The 15,722-nt window shown below is 36.1% G+C and carries 19 protein-coding genes; 5 read left to right on the top strand and 14 right to left on the bottom strand.

All coding sequences use genetic code 11. The annotated features are described in order from the left end of the window. Nucleotides 1–133: 133 nt before the first annotated feature. The 13 genes from ORNRH_RS11870 to ORNRH_RS03405 form a co-directional block, all read right to left on the bottom strand. Nucleotides 134–343, bottom strand: coding sequence for a hypothetical protein (locus ORNRH_RS11870; protein WP_014790516.1), 210 nt, complete (start codon nucleotides 341–343; stop codon nucleotides 134–136). Beyond that, on the bottom strand, nucleotides 343–828 hold the full coding sequence (locus ORNRH_RS03450) for a hypothetical protein (RefSeq protein ID WP_014790475.1): 486 nt from the start codon (nucleotides 826–828) through the stop codon (nucleotides 343–345). Before ORNRH_RS03450 ends, ORNRH_RS11870 begins: the two co-directional genes overlap by 1 nt. Before the next feature lie 12 nt (nucleotides 829–840). Beyond that, nucleotides 841–993 (bottom strand): hypothetical protein, encoded by a 153-nt coding sequence (locus ORNRH_RS12080; RefSeq protein WP_014790515.1) that lies wholly within the window; start codon nucleotides 991–993, stop codon nucleotides 841–843. Nucleotides 994–1,010: 17 nt separating this feature from the next. After that, nucleotides 1,011–1,748: a hypothetical protein gene (locus ORNRH_RS12400; RefSeq protein WP_014790264.1), complete on the bottom strand. Its 738-nt coding sequence runs from the start codon at nucleotides 1,746–1,748 to the stop codon at nucleotides 1,011–1,013. After that, complete coding sequence (locus ORNRH_RS11540; RefSeq protein WP_014790514.1) at nucleotides 1,720–2,592, bottom strand: hypothetical protein; 873 nt, start codon at nucleotides 2,590–2,592, stop codon at nucleotides 1,720–1,722. The genes ORNRH_RS12400 and ORNRH_RS11540 overlap by 29 nt, the downstream gene beginning before the upstream one ends. Then, nucleotides 2,582–3,055 carry a hypothetical protein gene (locus tag ORNRH_RS03435; RefSeq protein ID WP_014790226.1) on the bottom strand — a complete coding sequence of 158 codons (474 nt, stop codon included), beginning with the start codon at nucleotides 3,053–3,055 and terminating at the stop codon, nucleotides 2,582–2,584. Before ORNRH_RS03435 ends, ORNRH_RS11540 begins: the two co-directional genes overlap by 11 nt. Nucleotides 3,056–3,170: 115 nt before the next feature. Further along, the gene (locus ORNRH_RS03430; RefSeq protein ID WP_014790513.1) at nucleotides 3,171–3,374 is read right to left on the bottom strand and encodes a hypothetical protein; all 204 of its coding nucleotides are present in this window, start codon (nucleotides 3,372–3,374) and stop codon (nucleotides 3,171–3,173) included. A 2-nt stretch (nucleotides 3,375–3,376) separates the two neighbouring features. Further along, nucleotides 3,377–3,796, bottom strand: coding sequence for a hypothetical protein (locus ORNRH_RS03425; RefSeq protein ID WP_014790512.1), 420 nt, complete (start codon nucleotides 3,794–3,796; stop codon nucleotides 3,377–3,379). A 23-nt stretch (nucleotides 3,797–3,819) separates the two neighbouring features. Then, nucleotides 3,820–3,984, bottom strand: coding sequence for a hypothetical protein (locus ORNRH_RS12285; RefSeq protein WP_014790223.1), 165 nt, complete (start codon nucleotides 3,982–3,984; stop codon nucleotides 3,820–3,822). Nucleotides 3,985–4,004: 20 nt separating this feature from the next. Continuing rightward, complete coding sequence (locus tag ORNRH_RS03420) at nucleotides 4,005–4,772, bottom strand: hypothetical protein (protein WP_014790262.1); 768 nt, start codon at nucleotides 4,770–4,772, stop codon at nucleotides 4,005–4,007. 37 nt (nucleotides 4,773–4,809) lie between these two features. Beyond that, nucleotides 4,810–5,430: a hypothetical protein gene (locus tag ORNRH_RS03415; protein ID WP_014790261.1), complete on the bottom strand. Its 621-nt coding sequence runs from the start codon at nucleotides 5,428–5,430 to the stop codon at nucleotides 4,810–4,812. A gap of 240 nt (nucleotides 5,431–5,670) precedes the next feature. Continuing rightward, nucleotides 5,671–6,834: a rolling circle replication-associated protein gene (locus ORNRH_RS12280; protein ID WP_014790511.1), complete on the bottom strand. Its 1,164-nt coding sequence runs from the start codon at nucleotides 6,832–6,834 to the stop codon at nucleotides 5,671–5,673. 58 nt (nucleotides 6,835–6,892) lie between these two features. Then, nucleotides 6,893–7,138 (bottom strand): hypothetical protein, encoded by a 246-nt coding sequence (locus tag ORNRH_RS03405; RefSeq protein WP_014790218.1) that lies wholly within the window; start codon nucleotides 7,136–7,138, stop codon nucleotides 6,893–6,895. Between the two features lie 127 nt (nucleotides 7,139–7,265). Between ORNRH_RS03405 and ORNRH_RS03400 the strand changes: the two genes are divergently transcribed. The 5 genes from ORNRH_RS03400 (at nucleotide 7,266) to ORNRH_RS03380 (ending at nucleotide 13,291) form a co-directional block, all read left to right on the top strand. Continuing rightward, entirely contained in the window at nucleotides 7,266–8,096 is an 831-nt protein-coding gene (locus ORNRH_RS03400) for a hypothetical protein (protein WP_014790510.1), read from the top strand. Nucleotides 8,097–8,188: 92 nt separating this feature from the next. After that, nucleotides 8,189–8,554: a T9SS type A sorting domain-containing protein gene (locus ORNRH_RS03395; RefSeq protein WP_014790509.1), complete on the top strand. Its 366-nt coding sequence runs from the start codon at nucleotides 8,189–8,191 to the stop codon at nucleotides 8,552–8,554. A gap of 142 nt (nucleotides 8,555–8,696) precedes the next feature. Further along, nucleotides 8,697–9,764 (top strand): diphosphomevalonate decarboxylase, encoded by a 1,068-nt coding sequence (locus ORNRH_RS03390; RefSeq protein WP_014790508.1) that lies wholly within the window; start codon nucleotides 8,697–8,699, stop codon nucleotides 9,762–9,764. A 12-nt stretch (nucleotides 9,765–9,776) separates the two neighbouring features. After that, on the top strand, nucleotides 9,777–12,476 hold the full coding sequence (locus tag ORNRH_RS03385; RefSeq protein ID WP_014790507.1) for a PD-(D/E)XK nuclease family protein: 2,700 nt from the start codon (nucleotides 9,777–9,779) through the stop codon (nucleotides 12,474–12,476). Beyond that, nucleotides 12,473–13,291, top strand: a complete 819-nt coding sequence (locus tag ORNRH_RS03380; RefSeq protein WP_014790506.1) for a hypothetical protein — start codon at nucleotides 12,473–12,475, stop codon at nucleotides 13,289–13,291. Before ORNRH_RS03385 ends, ORNRH_RS03380 begins: the two co-directional genes overlap by 4 nt. Before the next feature lie 2 nt (nucleotides 13,292–13,293). Here the strand turns inward: ORNRH_RS03380 and porW are convergent, their stop codons facing one another. Continuing rightward, on the bottom strand, nucleotides 13,294–15,642 hold the full coding sequence (porW, locus tag ORNRH_RS03375; RefSeq protein WP_014790505.1) for a type IX secretion system periplasmic lipoprotein PorW/SprE: 2,349 nt from the start codon (nucleotides 15,640–15,642) through the stop codon (nucleotides 13,294–13,296). Between the last annotated feature and the right edge of the window lie 80 nt (nucleotides 15,643–15,722).

Here is a 15,722-nt window from a genome sequence, read left to right as displayed (position 1 = left end):
GATAATAATTTTAAGTGATTTTTAAATATGTTAATACCATTATCAAAATAAATGCCAAATATTGCAAAGCAAAAAGATAAAAAAAAAGAAACCACACCAACAAAGGTGCAGTCTCTCTCATTATTATAACAAACTAATTTAAAAACCTCGGTATATAGTTTCCGTTATAGAAGCGTCTTAAATACTCCCCAGTCCTACGGTCATACACATTAAAATATTTCCAATCTCTAAACTTGGAACTATCAAGCCACTGGCTAAACTTATACAAATCATGCACATATTGCATTTTGAATACCCCGAATGATCCGAAAACTATACAGCTATAATCGTTCTTATGGCTCATTATTCAATGCCCCTTATTTCTTCATCTCCATTATATAAAACAAATGGTCCTGATCCTTTATAATCAAATTCCTGTCCAGATTCTAATTGGCATACTTCATTACTGTACGGATCTGGTACATCTAAATAAACTCCAACAAATTTACTAGTACTATTTCTAAAGTGATATCCGTTTTTATTCTTCGTTACAACAAAACCATCATAAAAAGTTCCAACATTATAACTTAACAAAATCGCTGAATTTGAATCATATCCATCTATAAAATTTGGTAAATCTTTCACAGGTTCTCCGTCCAATGGTATCAACCTTTTATAAATAACATAATGAGACTTGTCAATCAAATAACGCTTAAATGCATTAGCGGTATAAAAATATGGACCTACTTGATAATAACAATTATCCGATAAATCAATTGTAGAAACCTCTCGACACAAAAGCTCACTCCTAAACTTTCTATTATCAATAACTATCACACAATCACTCATCTTTTTTATCTTTTAAATCTTTAATTTCTTTTTTGCAAAGCTATACGCAAAATCAAGCACAATAGCCAATAAACTTGCTAGAAGCGGTTTTAGCTCATCAAACGAAACCGCCCCCGTAAATCCTAATATACTATAAATCTTTGTCCTATCTACAAAATTTGTCATATCTCTTTATTTTTTGTTTAACTCAATTGTTCAAAACCCCCATTACTATCAAGCTGAATATTTGAAACCTGCGCCTTTACATATCCCAACAAATCTATATAATGCCCATGCTCAACAAGATATTCTTTTTCCCCATCATTATAACTCTGAATTACACGTGTAGTTTCACCATATAAATTTAATACCCTGCAATGCCCAGTTGATGGCATTCTAAATAGAGCAAGTCCACCCATGCCAGTTATTTTAACTTTCTCGGGCTCCTCACAATCATAATGAAATTTTACAGGAACTTCACTTATTTGGTTGCAATTATTTTTCTTCTCAAGCAACTTCTTTCTAATTTCTTCTTGTTCTTTACGCTTTCTTTCTTCCTGCTCCCTTCTCTTTTCTTCCTCACATTCAGAACAAAAATCATTTGCCTGCTCCTCCTGCAGTTTTTTAACCACATCACTTTTTACTGGTATTTTTCCCTTCTGTTTTTCTGATTGCATCATATCATCAACTTTTTGACTAAATGCTTTTTCATTTCTCACTGCAGAACCGCCTTTTGCAAAAACCTTATCAAACTTTGGTTTTTCTACTTTGGGCAAACTCACAGGTTCCTTGAATTTATTTGTATCCAGTGGCAACAAGGAATTATCTCCTGTGCTTACTTTCTCCTTTATACTCGTCTTTTTGGTCAATCTAAATAATAGATAGATTATTAAAAAGATGAATAACCAAAACTTAATTTTTCTTTTTTCTCGCTGTGTCATCTTCTAAAAATTTATTTAACAATTTATAAAACGCCATTCCATTTGAATTTATTAAGTGGTTCTTATTTTTCTTAGAAACATACTCACCATAATTTAAAATCATTCTAGACTTAGAAAATTCCAAACTATTTTCTGGCATAACTCTATTTAAATTATAACCATTAAATAAAGCACCTTTCCAATGCATAAATGCACAAACCATATAATTAAAATTCATATCAAAATCCCTCGCTAAATCTGGATTTGATACAGCGTCAACCCCATTAACCTTCGAAAACTTTTCATACAAAAATCGTCCAGTAAGCTGACACAATCCTCGTCCTCTAAAAGTATATCCATCTTCAAAAGATTTATTACCAATCTCTTTACCTTTTTTTCCTCCATTTCTAGATTTAGAAGAATTACCATATCTATATCCAAAATAATTTCTAGGTGTATATTTCAAATCACCAAAATAATTTTCATTCCACCATTTACGACTTGGCTCCTCGTCTAAAACTTCATTATAATGACATTCTATCATTATATTAGCAAGAATAGCCGCCATGTGATTGGTTTTCATTTTACCACTTTTCACTAATGACAAAGCCTTTTCAAATACTTTTTTCTCAATAAATAAATTTGAACCAGCATCAAAACCATTTATTTGTAGACGCTCATCTTTATATTTTTCAAAATCTAAATTTTCCACAATATCAACGCCCACAAGTTCCAATTCTCCAAATTCCACTTTAGACTTTGGTTTTGATATTTTATAAGCCCACCAACTTCCAGCTAGCAGGGCAATTGCTTTTAAATATGTCATTTTTTTATCTCTTCTTTTATTTCTTCTCTTATTGCCCATATAACGATTTATTAAATTTATCCAAAACCTTTTGCCACTCTGGGTGAAGCTTTGGTTTTGGTGCGGGTATCTTAGGTTGATTATTTAACTTTGGACTTGGTGCGGAGCTCTTAGGTTGATTGTTTAACTTTGGTTTTGTCTTAATTGGAACAATACTTTTCCCCAACTCTATCCCATATTCCAATGGAGTTTTAAACGTTCTTACACCATGTGTAACATAATAAGGGTCAAAGGATCCAACCGAAAAAAACATTTTAAACATTTCAGACCAAAATCTAAAATTTGTCTTCACAAACTGTTCTGTAGTTTTTTCCTTTAAAACCAAAGGCTTTGCATCCTCCATTTTTTGTTTAACAACAGTTACAACTCTATTAAATCTACGAACTAACAAAAATATTATAAAAGCTATCAGCGATAACGCCAATAGCTTACTATTCTTCATCAAATCACTTAAAAACTTCATCCTTTAAAACTATCTTTAATGTGGTCCTTCAACACATCTGATAACATAATCATTCCAATGTAAACCACTGCAATTAAAACACTTGTAATTAATTTACTTGTCATCTCTCAATATTTTACCACATATGTTCCTTATCCGTAGGAACACCCGCAAGTTCTTCTTCATTCAAGTACTCTGGCTCGTTGCCCTCCACATCATCAAAAAGCGTATCTATCTCTTTTTTTGCCTCATACGCATGGTGCAAGCAAATTTTTGCACATTGCACATATTTCAACAATGTTGGAATACTTTTCATCAAACTTCTAATATTTTTAAACATAACTATCTAGTTTTAATTTGTCCGAAATATCCACCATTAGGTGCTTTAGTTGAAATTACCATTCCTAGCTTTTGTAAATACACTTTTCCAGTATTCACATTGAAACTTGCTATTTCTAGAACCTTTGCGCCTGTCTTTTTGTAAAATACCTCAAACATCGTGGTTATAAATCTATTTCCAGTGTTTGGAGACTCCGAGCGCACACTCTTAGAGTTTTCAAATGCTCTAACTGTGATTAGTCCTCTTTGCTTTGAATAATTCCAAGCCGTAACATAAAACCTTCCATTCTTGGATTGTCCAGCTTTAGCCCCAGAATGTTTTTTAGGTTGTCTCTGATTATTATAACCTCGGTCATAACCTCGGTTAAAATTAGGGTTGGGATTTCCACCCCAACCATTACTATATCCATTATTATACGCCATTTCTATACTTTTTTAGTTAATAATTACCAGCCTCTTCTTTTTCCTTTGATTTTAATCCAGCCCATGTACACGGATAAAATCACTGCTCCCAATCCTAAAACCAAAAAGGTCGCAATACTTGTCCCTGCACCATTACCACTTAATGGCTTTAGTAAAAAACTATCAACTTTTGTTATTAATTCTTTCATCTTTATTTTGTTTTTAAATGTTATTTTTTCTTTGTTAATAAATAAATCAATGCCCCTCCTAGTAATAAATACAAAATGTTATTGTCATTTCGCCCAACATGTCCAGTAGCTTTTCCATATACCTCCCCGTCTGTTACCGCAGGATACGCACCTTCTGTAGGCATTCCTGTTTTAAGTGTTTGATCCTTACTAGGTCTGTAATCCGATGAACCTGCTTGGCTATCTGCTTGTCTTTCAGCATCTGTTTTTTCTCTAAAGAATGGCACGCGCAAAACTTCCTTACTCACGGCATCCCCTCTTGAAGTGTCACGGAATGGGAAATTTAAGTTTACATCAGTTCCTTTTGGATATTCCTTATCACCAACATAAGTAAATCTTGTCTGATACTCTTTCAGCATTCTACCATATGCCTCTGTTATCATTGCAGCTAGTGCCTCGGTACCTTTACGCGTACAATCTTTTCCCCATGGAAAACCACTTGCACAAACTTTTAAATAAAGTAACGCCTTATTAAAATTGTCAGCACTGGCTACCTTAGTAAACCCAGATTGTTCAATAATCCATTCAACGATTGTGGTTCCTTCTTTCATCGCTCTACTAGGCGACCAGCTCGAGCCCCAACAATGCAAATCAAAGCCGTTTGCCAAAACGCTATCTAACCCCCCAGTTATCTTACTTAATACACCGCCTACTATCTTTCCTCCAAATTGACCAAGAGAGGAGCCGGAGGCGTTACCGCCCCCCACACTTCCAATTAAACTACTTACCGCTGTTACTGCTCCAATCATTTCAATATTATTTTGCGTCTAACAAATAGAATGTAAATTATTCTCCTACATTTTTATACACTGCTAAGGTGTATAAGCCTGTTAAATCCAATGCAGGTAATTTCGATAACTCATCAATCCTTGCATTTTTTGCATAATCAAGTTGTAGTTGCGAAATCCTTGTTTTGCCCTGTGCATTGATAACTTGCAATTCATTTGGTGTCTTTTCAGCTACCAAATAATCAAATGCTAATACATCAACATCCTTTACAGATATATTTTGGTCAAGCTTCACTTGTTGCACATAAATAGGCTCTGCACTTCCAATAGCCTCAAATGTTTCTGCAGTTACATTCTGTGCTTGTCCACCCGATACATGGAACTCAATGTAAGTTTTGTCACCTAATGGCAAACTTCCAGATTTAGAAAAAGGAATTACCGCTACTTTGTCGCTACCAATTGTTGTTTGCAATTTAACAAAATGAACGCCCAACAATTCTGTAAATAGCTTAACGCTCATCTTTGGCACCAAAACCTTTTTAGTAAAGGTTTCATCTACTAGGTAAGACTCAATTTGCACCTGTCCGAAATCGGTACTTGAATTACCTTTTAAAATCAAACCCGCTGCACTTTCCTTAACTTCCAGCACCTCGGTTGCTTTTGCTAATGTTACTCTCATTTTTATATCTTATTTTAAATTTCTGAAACAAAGATATTAAGCATGCAAAAGCACTTTTTAAAATCTAGCGATTTTTACCACTTTTAAGCGATTTATACCAATTTTTGACACTAATCATCAAAATATTTTTTTACGAGCTTTAGCGTTAGATATTTCTTTTTATAGTGGCTTAAAATATCTTTTTTTATCATGCGTGCAGTGGAATAGCTTACGCCTAAATAATTAGCTAGCTCCTTAGCACTAATTATTTGCAAGTTCTGTGTATTGTTTTTCATAAATTAATTGGATTAACTGGTCTAAATTTATACTCAAATCGGTATCTAATAACTGTCTTATGGCTTTATTATAAATTTTTAAATGCTCGTTTAATTTTTTATATCCCTTGCGGATCATCTGATATACTTTACCTTTATACAACTCTACAAATTGAATAGCAGTAGGCACATACTCCAATTTTCCCCGCAAGTGGTTTAACTCCTCTAAATAACTGCTAACTTCAAAATTTAAATAATTGAGTTTTTTTACCTTATTTGATGCGCCCCACACCGCACCAATTACTGGGCGTTTATTTTCTTCTTGCTTTAATAGATATTTCACCACATACGCAACTATATTTCGTTTACTCTTTGGCGTTTCAATTTTAGTACTTGGGGGATTGCTCCAACCCATTTTTTTATTACGCTGGTAAGCTAGTATGCAGTCTTTTTCTGATTTATAATTTTTTGAATACTTAGCCATATATTCTTTAGCCGTTAAGCGGTTCATCTTTTCAGAATATCTATCAACATAACCATATTTATTTATATACTGGTTCCATATGCGCTGAATATCCTCACGAGGGATTTTCGTGTCAATCAACACATGAAAATGCAAATTTCCATTCTTTTGAGTTTCAGCTTTCCATAAATAATTTTTCAAGCCATAGACCTTTTTTAAATGGTCAAGGTATTTAGCCAGTATTTTACGCAACACTCTATCATGGTGTATTTGCGCACTGGGCAAGGTCAAGGTTACAAAAGATAAATATTTGTCTTTATTTGATTTAGTTGCGTCAGCAAATAAAATAGCATACTTTTTTATATTCCTTACTTGAGTATCCGAGAGCGTTCCTAAATCCTTTAAAACATGCCCTTTCTCATTATACACTTCTTGTTGTTTCTCCTTATACAACTCAACACACTTTTCAGCATATTTAACAATTGAACCAAACTCTGAAATATCATCTAGTGCGTTTAACTCATCTAATTCTGTTTTTTCCTTGTTTAGATTTTGGCGTAAAGTAGGAGCATAGCCTACTTCGTAATTTCGTAAGTCCATCACATAACTATAATGCAATAGGCTAGTAGGTCTAAGCTGAACCTTTTCACACAAATAATAATTATTAACCTCTTGATATTGTCGCATTTACAGGGATTTTTGCCGTTAGATTTTACCGATACTTGAGACGAGCCCACTCAAAAGCCTATCGGCTTTCTATAAAAAAATCGGTTTCTTCTTTTTTCACAGCCACACGATGATATAAAATATCCTTAGGTTTAAAAGTTATCCACGAACGACCAGAAAATAATACCTCAATATTATTTTCTTGTTTCAACACCTGTACTACAATACCATATTCATATATGTACTGCTTAGGTTCTAAATGATTTACGGGAATGGGTACAAACTTCTGTACTACCAAAAAAGGTCTGATTTCTTCTCTTTGCATACGCTTTTAGTTTTAAATTATTTAAGCGTTGCATTTGTGTTTTGAATGTAGAAAATGTCAAAAAAAAGATTATTTTTTGTGTTTTAAAAAAATATTTATAACTTAGTCATCACAAAAAGTTAAAAAAATGGAAGTAAAAAAGTCACAAAACGCAAATGTTCAGAAATCGAGCATGTTGTACTTCCTTATCGGGTTAAATGTTGTTTTGTTAGCTATCTTGTTGATGTTCAACTATAAGCAGTATGATGAGGCCCTAGTGAAAGAGGAAGAATTTGCCGAGGTAGAAGCGCCAACGGAGGCAGTTTTGGTAGAAATTCCAGAACCTAAAACTCCGCCACCACCGCCACCAAAAGCGGATGAGCCACCACCGCCACCACCGCCAGTAGTGCCTCAAGAAATCGAACAAAGTCCTAAGCCGGTGCCACCACCGCCAATTCAGGATCAAAATACACCAACACCGCCAAAAATCAATTTGGCTCCGTCTCACTCAACTGGGGAAGTTAAAAAAGTAGACTTATCTGCTTTGAAACAAAAAACCCAAGAAGCTCCAAAAGAAGAACGTGTGGCAGAGGCCGTAACGGTGAACCGTGTAGACCAAATGGCTGTGTACCCTGGTTGTGAGAAATACAAAGGTAAAAAGCGTGAGCTAATTAAATGTTTTGGTGAAAAGTTAGGGGATGATATTTTGAAATACCTTAACACCGAATTCCCAGATGTGAACAAAGAAACTGTAGGGGTTCGTTTAGAGTTCCATGTAGATGAGAACGGGTATATCACCAATATCAATCCTAAGTTTGGAGATGATATCTTCAAGCCAGAGGCTAAGAGAGCTCTCGAAAAAACAGCTGATTACTTAAGAAGAAAAGGTCAAACAATTGAGCCAGCTAGAATGTCTAATGGGGATAAAGTAAAATTGATCTTTACTCAAGATGTTAAGTTGAAAAACCCGAATTATTAAATTTAGTATAAAGTAATTGTAAAGAGCCTAACTTTTAAAAAGTTGGGCTCTTTTTTTGCTAGATAAAAATAAAATTGCTAAATTCGTTCTGAATGAAGAAATATTTATTAGTTTTATTATTAGCGATAGCCTACATGCATGCAGAGTCTTTTGGGGATTTCCAAAGATCTGAGGCTGTGGGGTGTCAGTCTTTTGAGAATAAAATAGATCAAGATAGGGTTAAATTATCACCAAATCCTGCCGTTGATTCATTTAAAGTTTATGTAGAAGATGGCGAAGAGATTAAGGGGATTACGATTTATAGTATTCTTGGAAGTGTAGTATTTAATAAAGAGGTTTCATCTAAGTCTAAAAAAAGTATTGAAATAAATATCAGCAATTTGAAAAAAGGTAAATATTTGGTGAAGGTCTTTTTTGCAGACAATAGCTCGGAGGTTAAGCCTCTCATAAAACAGTAAATTATAGTTATCTAAATTATATCAAAATCACGCTTGGAACAAGCGTGATTTTTTTATGTTTTATAATCCCGAAAAAAATTGAATTGAAAGTAAGGCAAGGAGAAAAAAACTTAGTATTTTTACGCCTGTATAAAATTTAATGATGACTAAAACAGAACGCAATTTTATCCCAGCCAATACCAATTTTGACTTACAACAAAGTGGCGTAGTCTGCGCCGAGAGCCCATCTAACATTGCCCTTGTGAAATATTGGGGGAAAATGGGCGATCAAATCCCGAAAAATCCATCGATTAGTTATACTTTGCAAGCCTGCAAAACCCAAACAGAATTAAGTTTTAGCCCTAAAAAATCAGAAAGTGCTCAAATTCAGGTTTTTTTAGATGAAGTGGAACAGCCTAATTTTGCTCCCAAAATCGAAAAATTTATTCAGCGTATTGCGGATTATTGTCCTTGGATCACGGCTTTTGATTTTGTGGTGAAAACTCATAATACTTTTCCGCACAGTAGTGGTATCGCATCTTCGGCTTCGGGAATGAGTGCTTTGGCTAAATGTTTTATTCAAATTGAGCAAAAATTAAATCCAAGTTTAGAAATTCCCCAAGAAAAAATTTCTTTTTTAGCCCGTTTGGGTTCGGGGAGTGCTTGTCGCTCAGTGTATCCAGGTTTGGTGCTTTGGGGCGAATCTGAGTTTTATTCAGAAAGTTCGGATTTGTATGCAGTGCCGTTGAACGAAAATGAAATTCACCCGATTTTCAGAACTTTCAAAGATTGTATTTTGCTCATTCACGAAGGTCAAAAAAGTGTTTCGAGCACCGTGGGACATGGCTTGATGAATAATCACCCGTATGGTGAAACAAGATTTAGCGAAGCCAAGAAAAACATTGGGAAGCTTAAAGCAATTTTACAATCAGGTGATGTTGATCAATTTGGAAATTTGGTGGAACATGAAGCCATGAGCCTGCATGCACTAATGATGATGTCTAGCCCTGCGTATATTTTGATGCAAACGGGCACGCTGGCTTGTCTTCAAAAAATCTGGAACTACCGAAAAGAAACGGGCAAAAATCTATTTTTCACACTTGATGCGGGAGCCAATGTACACTTGCTCTATCCCGAAAAGGAGGCAGAAGAAATCGAGGCTTTCATTCGCAAAGAATTATTGCCACACACTGCGAGCGGAAATGCCATTTTTGATAGTTTAGTTTTTTAAAACCTGCTGAGTATGAAAACCTTTTTGCAACAAGTTGTTGAAGATTTAATGGGGCAAAATCTTAAATTTTCTAGAACGGTTTTGGTTGTTCCAGGGAATCGTCCCAAGGCTTTTTTGCGAAAAACTTTTGTAGAAAGTGGATTTTCAGGGATTTTGCCAGAAATCCTTTCCGTGGAGGAGTTGCTCAAGCAGATTTCGGGCTTGCAGTTGGTTTCGGGGTTAGAATTGCTTTTTACCACATTTTCAGCCTATCAGCGTCAGCCAGAGGCTAAATCCATTGAAGAATTTTTAAAATGGGCACCCACGCTTTTAAAAGATTTTGATGACATTGATGCCTCGTTGGCAGATCCCAAAGAGGTATTTGATTTTATGGTATCCGATGAGCGTATCAAAGCTTGGGGAGAAGAATTGGAAATTGGTAGCCGAGAGGTAATCGACCAAAATTTAGGCTTTTGGGTCATGGCGAAAGTTTTGTATCATGACTTAAAAGAGGAATTATTGCAAAACGGAGTGGCATATCGTGGCTTTTTGGCTTCAGTCGCTGCCGAAAAAATTAAAGATTTTATAGCTAAAGATCGTCGAAATTTCTATTTCATAGGCTTTAATGCCTTTACCAAAGCAGAACGCCACATTGTGGAAACACTCGTGGAACAAAAACGGGCTTATTGCTATTGGGATACCGATGCATATTATATGCAAGACCCGAAGCAAGAAGCAGGGAACTTTTTGCGTGATTATAAAGCTTCGGGTAGTTTTAATCCTTTTAATTGGGAAAATGATTATTTCAAAAAAGATAAAAAAATTGAAATTATTGGGGGGGCTAAGCAAATCGGTATTGCTAAATTTGTAGGAGAAAAACTTAAAAACTTAACTCCAGAAGAACGGCAGGAAACGGCAATTGTTCTTGCCGATGAACAGTTGTTGCCAGCAGTGCTGAATTCCTTGCCCGAGGAAGTGAAGAAAATCAACATTACTATGGGATTGCCACTGCAATCTGTGCCGTTGAGTTCATTTTTCCAAGCCTTATTGGAGGCATATGCCAATCAAGAAAAATTTAATTCGTTCGGGAAATTTTACTACAAAGATGTTTTGAAAATCATCGAAAATCCGAATTTTCAAGCTTATTTTTTAGACAGTGCGAAAAACATTAAAAAAGACATTTTAGAAAATAACAAAATTTTCATTTCCCGAGAGGAACTTTTAGCCCAAACCGAAAAGCTTTTTTCGCCGTTATTTGAAGGCTTTGTTCAGCCATTGGATTTTGCGCAAGGCATGGTCGATTGGATTGAATTTTTCTGCGCAAGTGTTAAGCCAAGCGATATTGAACAAGAATATTTTTTCAGATTTAAAACTATTTTTCAGCAATTAGTCCAATTGTTTGAAAAATATGGAATTATCACGAATTTTAAGATTTTCAAGCAATTGTATCAGCAGATTTTACGCACCGAGACGCTTTCGTTTTTGGGGGAGCCGTTGGTGGGCTTGCAGTTGCTCGGTGTGCTAGAAACGCGTTTGCTTGATTTTAAACATATCATTTTCACTTCGGCGAACGAAGGTATTTTTCCTTTGGGGCGACAAGAAAATACAGCCATTCCGTTTGAGCATAGGCAGCGATTTGGGCTTAATACATTTTTGGAAAACGATGCCATTTATGCATATCACTTTTACCGTCTGATTCAGCGATGCGAGTCGGCAACCTTTTTATACAACACCGATTCAGATGGAATGGGCAAGGGCGAGCCGAGCCGTTTTCTGCTTCAATTAGAATTGGAATCTCCGCATGAAATTCAGCAAAAGCTAGCACGCGTAGAAAATACGCCAGAAAAAGCAGAGCCTTTGGTGGTGGAGAAAACACCTGCGGTGATGCAAGCACTCAATCAGTGGAAAAACAAAATCAGTCCGTCGTCGTTAGGGGCTTATTTGTACGATAATTTGGGCTTCTATGAGCGTTATGTTTTAAAAATAAAAGAAGAACGCGAAGTAGAGGAGACTGCAAATTTTCAAACTTTGGGTACCGCTGTGCACGATACGCTTGAATCGCTGTACACGCCATATCTAGGCAAGGCACTCACGCAAGAGAATTTCAAGGAAATGAACGCGAAATTAGAGGATACGCTCAAGCAGAAGTTCAATGAAATTTTGCTCAAAGACCAGCAGTTGCAAGGCAAAAACATCATTATTTATAATGTGGCGAAAGAAATGGTGGAGAGTGTTTTGCGAAAAGATGAGGTTACGGCTAAAAATCATCGATTAATCATCATGGAGCTGGAAAGCGAATTTTCTGCACCGCTAAAGTTGAGCAGTGGGCGTGAAATTAATTTTGGTGGAAAAATCGATCGTGTGGAGTCGCTTAACGGCATGATTCGCGTGATTGATTACAAAACGGGCGGGCTCGATAGCCGTGAACTGAGTTTTAACAAAGCCCGCTGGGAAAAATTTGCGAAGGATAAAGAAAGTGCCAAGGCGATTCAGCTTTTGATCTATTGCTTCATGTACCTAAATGCACACCCAAGCCAGAAAGTGGCAGCAGGAATTTATCCGCTTAGATTTTTAAATAGGCAAATAGAATTGTTGCAATTAGACGAAGTAATGGAATTTAATTTAGAAAATATAAAAGAAGGTCTTTTGGCGATTGAAAATTTAATTGAAGAAATTTTTGATGAGACGAAAGTCTTTGGAGAAATAATCGAAGAAAATACGGAGGACGAATGAGAAAGGTAGTTTTTGTTGCACTTGCGTTGTGTGCAAGTGTGAGCTTTGGGCAAGAGAAAATTAAAAGAGCCAAAGAAAATTTGAAGGATAGAGAATACGAATCGCTTGAGTATATGCCATTGGAGGTGAGCTCATCTCAGTCGAGCGTGCGAAGATACGATAACGATGAAATGGGAATCGGTACCATGCTTGTTATTGGTTTGGCGTGGTTTCCGCTTGTGGAAAGTCCGCTTACCATAGATAAGGAGATGAGAAATGCGGAATTGCAGCCATACCCTTATTTTCAAAAAAGCAAAGGCGATTACAGCTACACGCAAGATCGTGATTTTATTTTGCGCACGCATGTTTCAGACTACTTTTTGAAGTCGAATTATGTAAAAGCCAATCAATTGCAGGTTGATTTGCGAATTGGCGATCGCTTTGGTTTTTCGCCATCGTACACGCATTACTGGGGCAAAGAAAATGGCAAGACAGAAAGCTTGGATTTATTCTATGCCACAATAGATTACTACCGTATTCGTACGCAGATTTTTACCTTAAACTGGGGAGTGGGCGCAGCGTATTTGGGCAACGAAGTGAGAAAAGGAGGTTTGGCATTTAATTTTGGTGCGGGGTTTTATGTTAAGCCCATCAGCGTGAAAATTAATTATAAAACCGCCCTTTTAGGGAATGATTTAAGTGGTAATGCCGATCAATTTGAAATTAATCCTACTTATCACTTTAAACAATACGAACTAGGAGCCAAATACTTTAATCACAACATTGGAGGTGTTAAATTCAATGGTGTGGGCTTTGGGGCAGGAATTTATTTTTAAAGTTATCCAAAAATACTGATACCCTGCCCTGGCATTTGTTTTTCTGGAGAGGTTTCAGGTTCTGGCTCCTCTTCGGTTTCGTCTAAGTTATCTTCGGTTGGTTCTTCTTTATCTTTTTTAGGTTTGCCTATGTTGAGGAGGCTTTGCGCTCTTTTGGCTTCTTCTGTATCCTTGTATTTGCTAATGATGTTGTTAAGCTCCGCGAGATATAAATCCTTTTCGCCTAAATGATATTGTGCGAGTGCTTTCAAGAGAGAGAATTTTGGAGCTAAAGGCTCTCTTGCAAAATCTTGTATGGCTTGGTCGCTTAATGAAACGACTTTTGCATATTCTTTTTGCTCAAATAGATTATACGCCTCAAGATAAGCCGATTTTGCCGCTTCGCTATTGTCTTGGTCTAGGCTGATTGCAGGATTTTTGATGTATTGAGCATAAAGCGTATTGGGATACTGATTAAGTATAATATCCTTGTATTTTTGACTAATGGTAGGGTTTTCCTTTACATTAATTCTATATAACTGAAAGTAAGCCTCCGTTTTTACAGAATCTTTTTTAGGCGGAGTAGAAAGCAACATTTCCAGCGTTTCGGTTCCCAGTTTTGGATTGTTTAGTAAATCTGCGTATGCCACTCCTAATTTTAATTGAGCGGTATCTCTCGATAATTTTAAAGTGCTTAAACTATCTTTGTTAGGAATCTGTTCTAGATAAAATGCAACCTCGTAACGGCGAGGGTTTTTAGTCTCGGTTTGTCCTGTGAGAGCAGCTTTTTTCTCTGCGAGAGCATCTCCGCTGGTGGTAGAATTTCGCCAATTGTCTCGGAGAGAAATGTTCCCCCATAGTCGTTTAAATTCATTTTCTCCGTTCGATTTTGCAGATTCGCTATAGAAGTAAAATTTATTTCCTGCTTTTTCTGTAAAGCTAGCATCAAATGCTTTAATTTTTCGTTGAGTTTTGAACTCAGCAGCGTGTATTTCGTCCTCTTTGTTTCGCTCGGCATCTTTCTTTTTTAAAGTTTCGATGTAGTGAGCAAAGAACTCCTCTTGGTCTTTTTTAGGGAGCGATGCCACATTTAGGATACTATCGTTTCGCATTACCAAATAATGGAGGTTCATTACCTCATTTAAGTTTTTGCTCAGCTCGCTGAGTTCTTCTTTTCTTTTGGATTGAGGAATAACGGAAACGGCACTATCGTAATAGGCATTGGCATAAACGTAGTCTGATTTTTGCAAATAAAGCCCCGCAAGTGCGGCATAAGTTTCTGCTCTATACTCTGGAGAGGACATCGGTAGTTTTAAAGCCTGGAGGTAATCTTTTTTTGCAAGGTTTAGCGAGTCGATTTTTTGCTCTATGTTTCCCATTGCATACCAGAATTCATTAAAGTATTTTTCGTAATTCCCTATTCTGGCGTATTTTTTAAGCGATGATAAATATTCCTGAGCGTTATGGTCTTTGGCTTGAAAGTTAAGAGCTTTGGCAACGATGGCTCTGGCTTCCATTTCAAATCCTGGTTTTAATTTATAAACCTGAGAAAATTTCTCGTTGGCAAGTGCATAGTTTTTATCCTTTGTCAAGATTTGTCCTTGGATAAAGTATAACCTTGCTTTTTGCTTTTTGTTTTTGGTATATTTTATCGCTTTATCTAGTGCTTCGATAGCATTTTTGTAATTATCATTTTTATAAAAAAGCTCGGCAGATTGCTGAGCCACGAGTGCTTTTATCGGCTTTTTTAAATCATTATTTTCATACAATTTGTTTAAAATCTTAGCAGCCACATAGTCATTCCCCCCTTGGATTTGAGCCAAAGCAGAATAATATTCAGCCCAAGGAATAAATTTTTGAAAGCCCATTTGTTTCACTTGCTCCAGAGCCTCTAGCGCTTGGAAAGTTTTCCCTTGAAAATAGCGAGCTTCTCCCAGCATGAGATATGCCCTAGCGATGAGTTTATTTCGCTCTTTTCCGTTGATATTCATGGAATGATTAGCAATAGCCTTCAGAGCCTTTTCTTCTGCCTTAGCATAGCCTTCTCTGGTGCTGTTTTCATTATTTAAGATTTCGCCAGCCCTAAGTCTTCCAAAGATTCCAATGCCTTGGTTTTTTTCATAAGTCACATCTTCGGCTTCGTCGTTTAGGTTGAACTCCCCGTACGGAGAAACTTTTAAGATTTCAAAATAGTTGTCTTGATGGCTCTGTTTGGCTTCATTTAAACGATTATCTATCGCCTGTTGCCCGTTGAACAGAGTATTGAACCAAGCTGTTGTTTTATGATAAGTTCTATTTTTAAAAGAATCTTTGCGAGTAGAACAGCTTAAAATTAATATAATACAGAATAAAGGAATTATACGCTTCAACATGAGGACAAAGCTACATAAAAAAAAGATAAGATGATGTTTTTTATGAGATTATATAAAATAATCTTGGAAAATGGAGAGAA

The organism is Ornithobacterium rhinotracheale DSM 15997 (genome assembly GCF_000265465.1).
Taxonomy (GTDB): Bacteria; Bacteroidota; Bacteroidia; order Flavobacteriales; family Weeksellaceae; genus Ornithobacterium; species Ornithobacterium rhinotracheale.
Note: the sequence above shows the minus strand (reverse complement) of the source record. Positions and strands in the feature narration are given on the sequence as shown.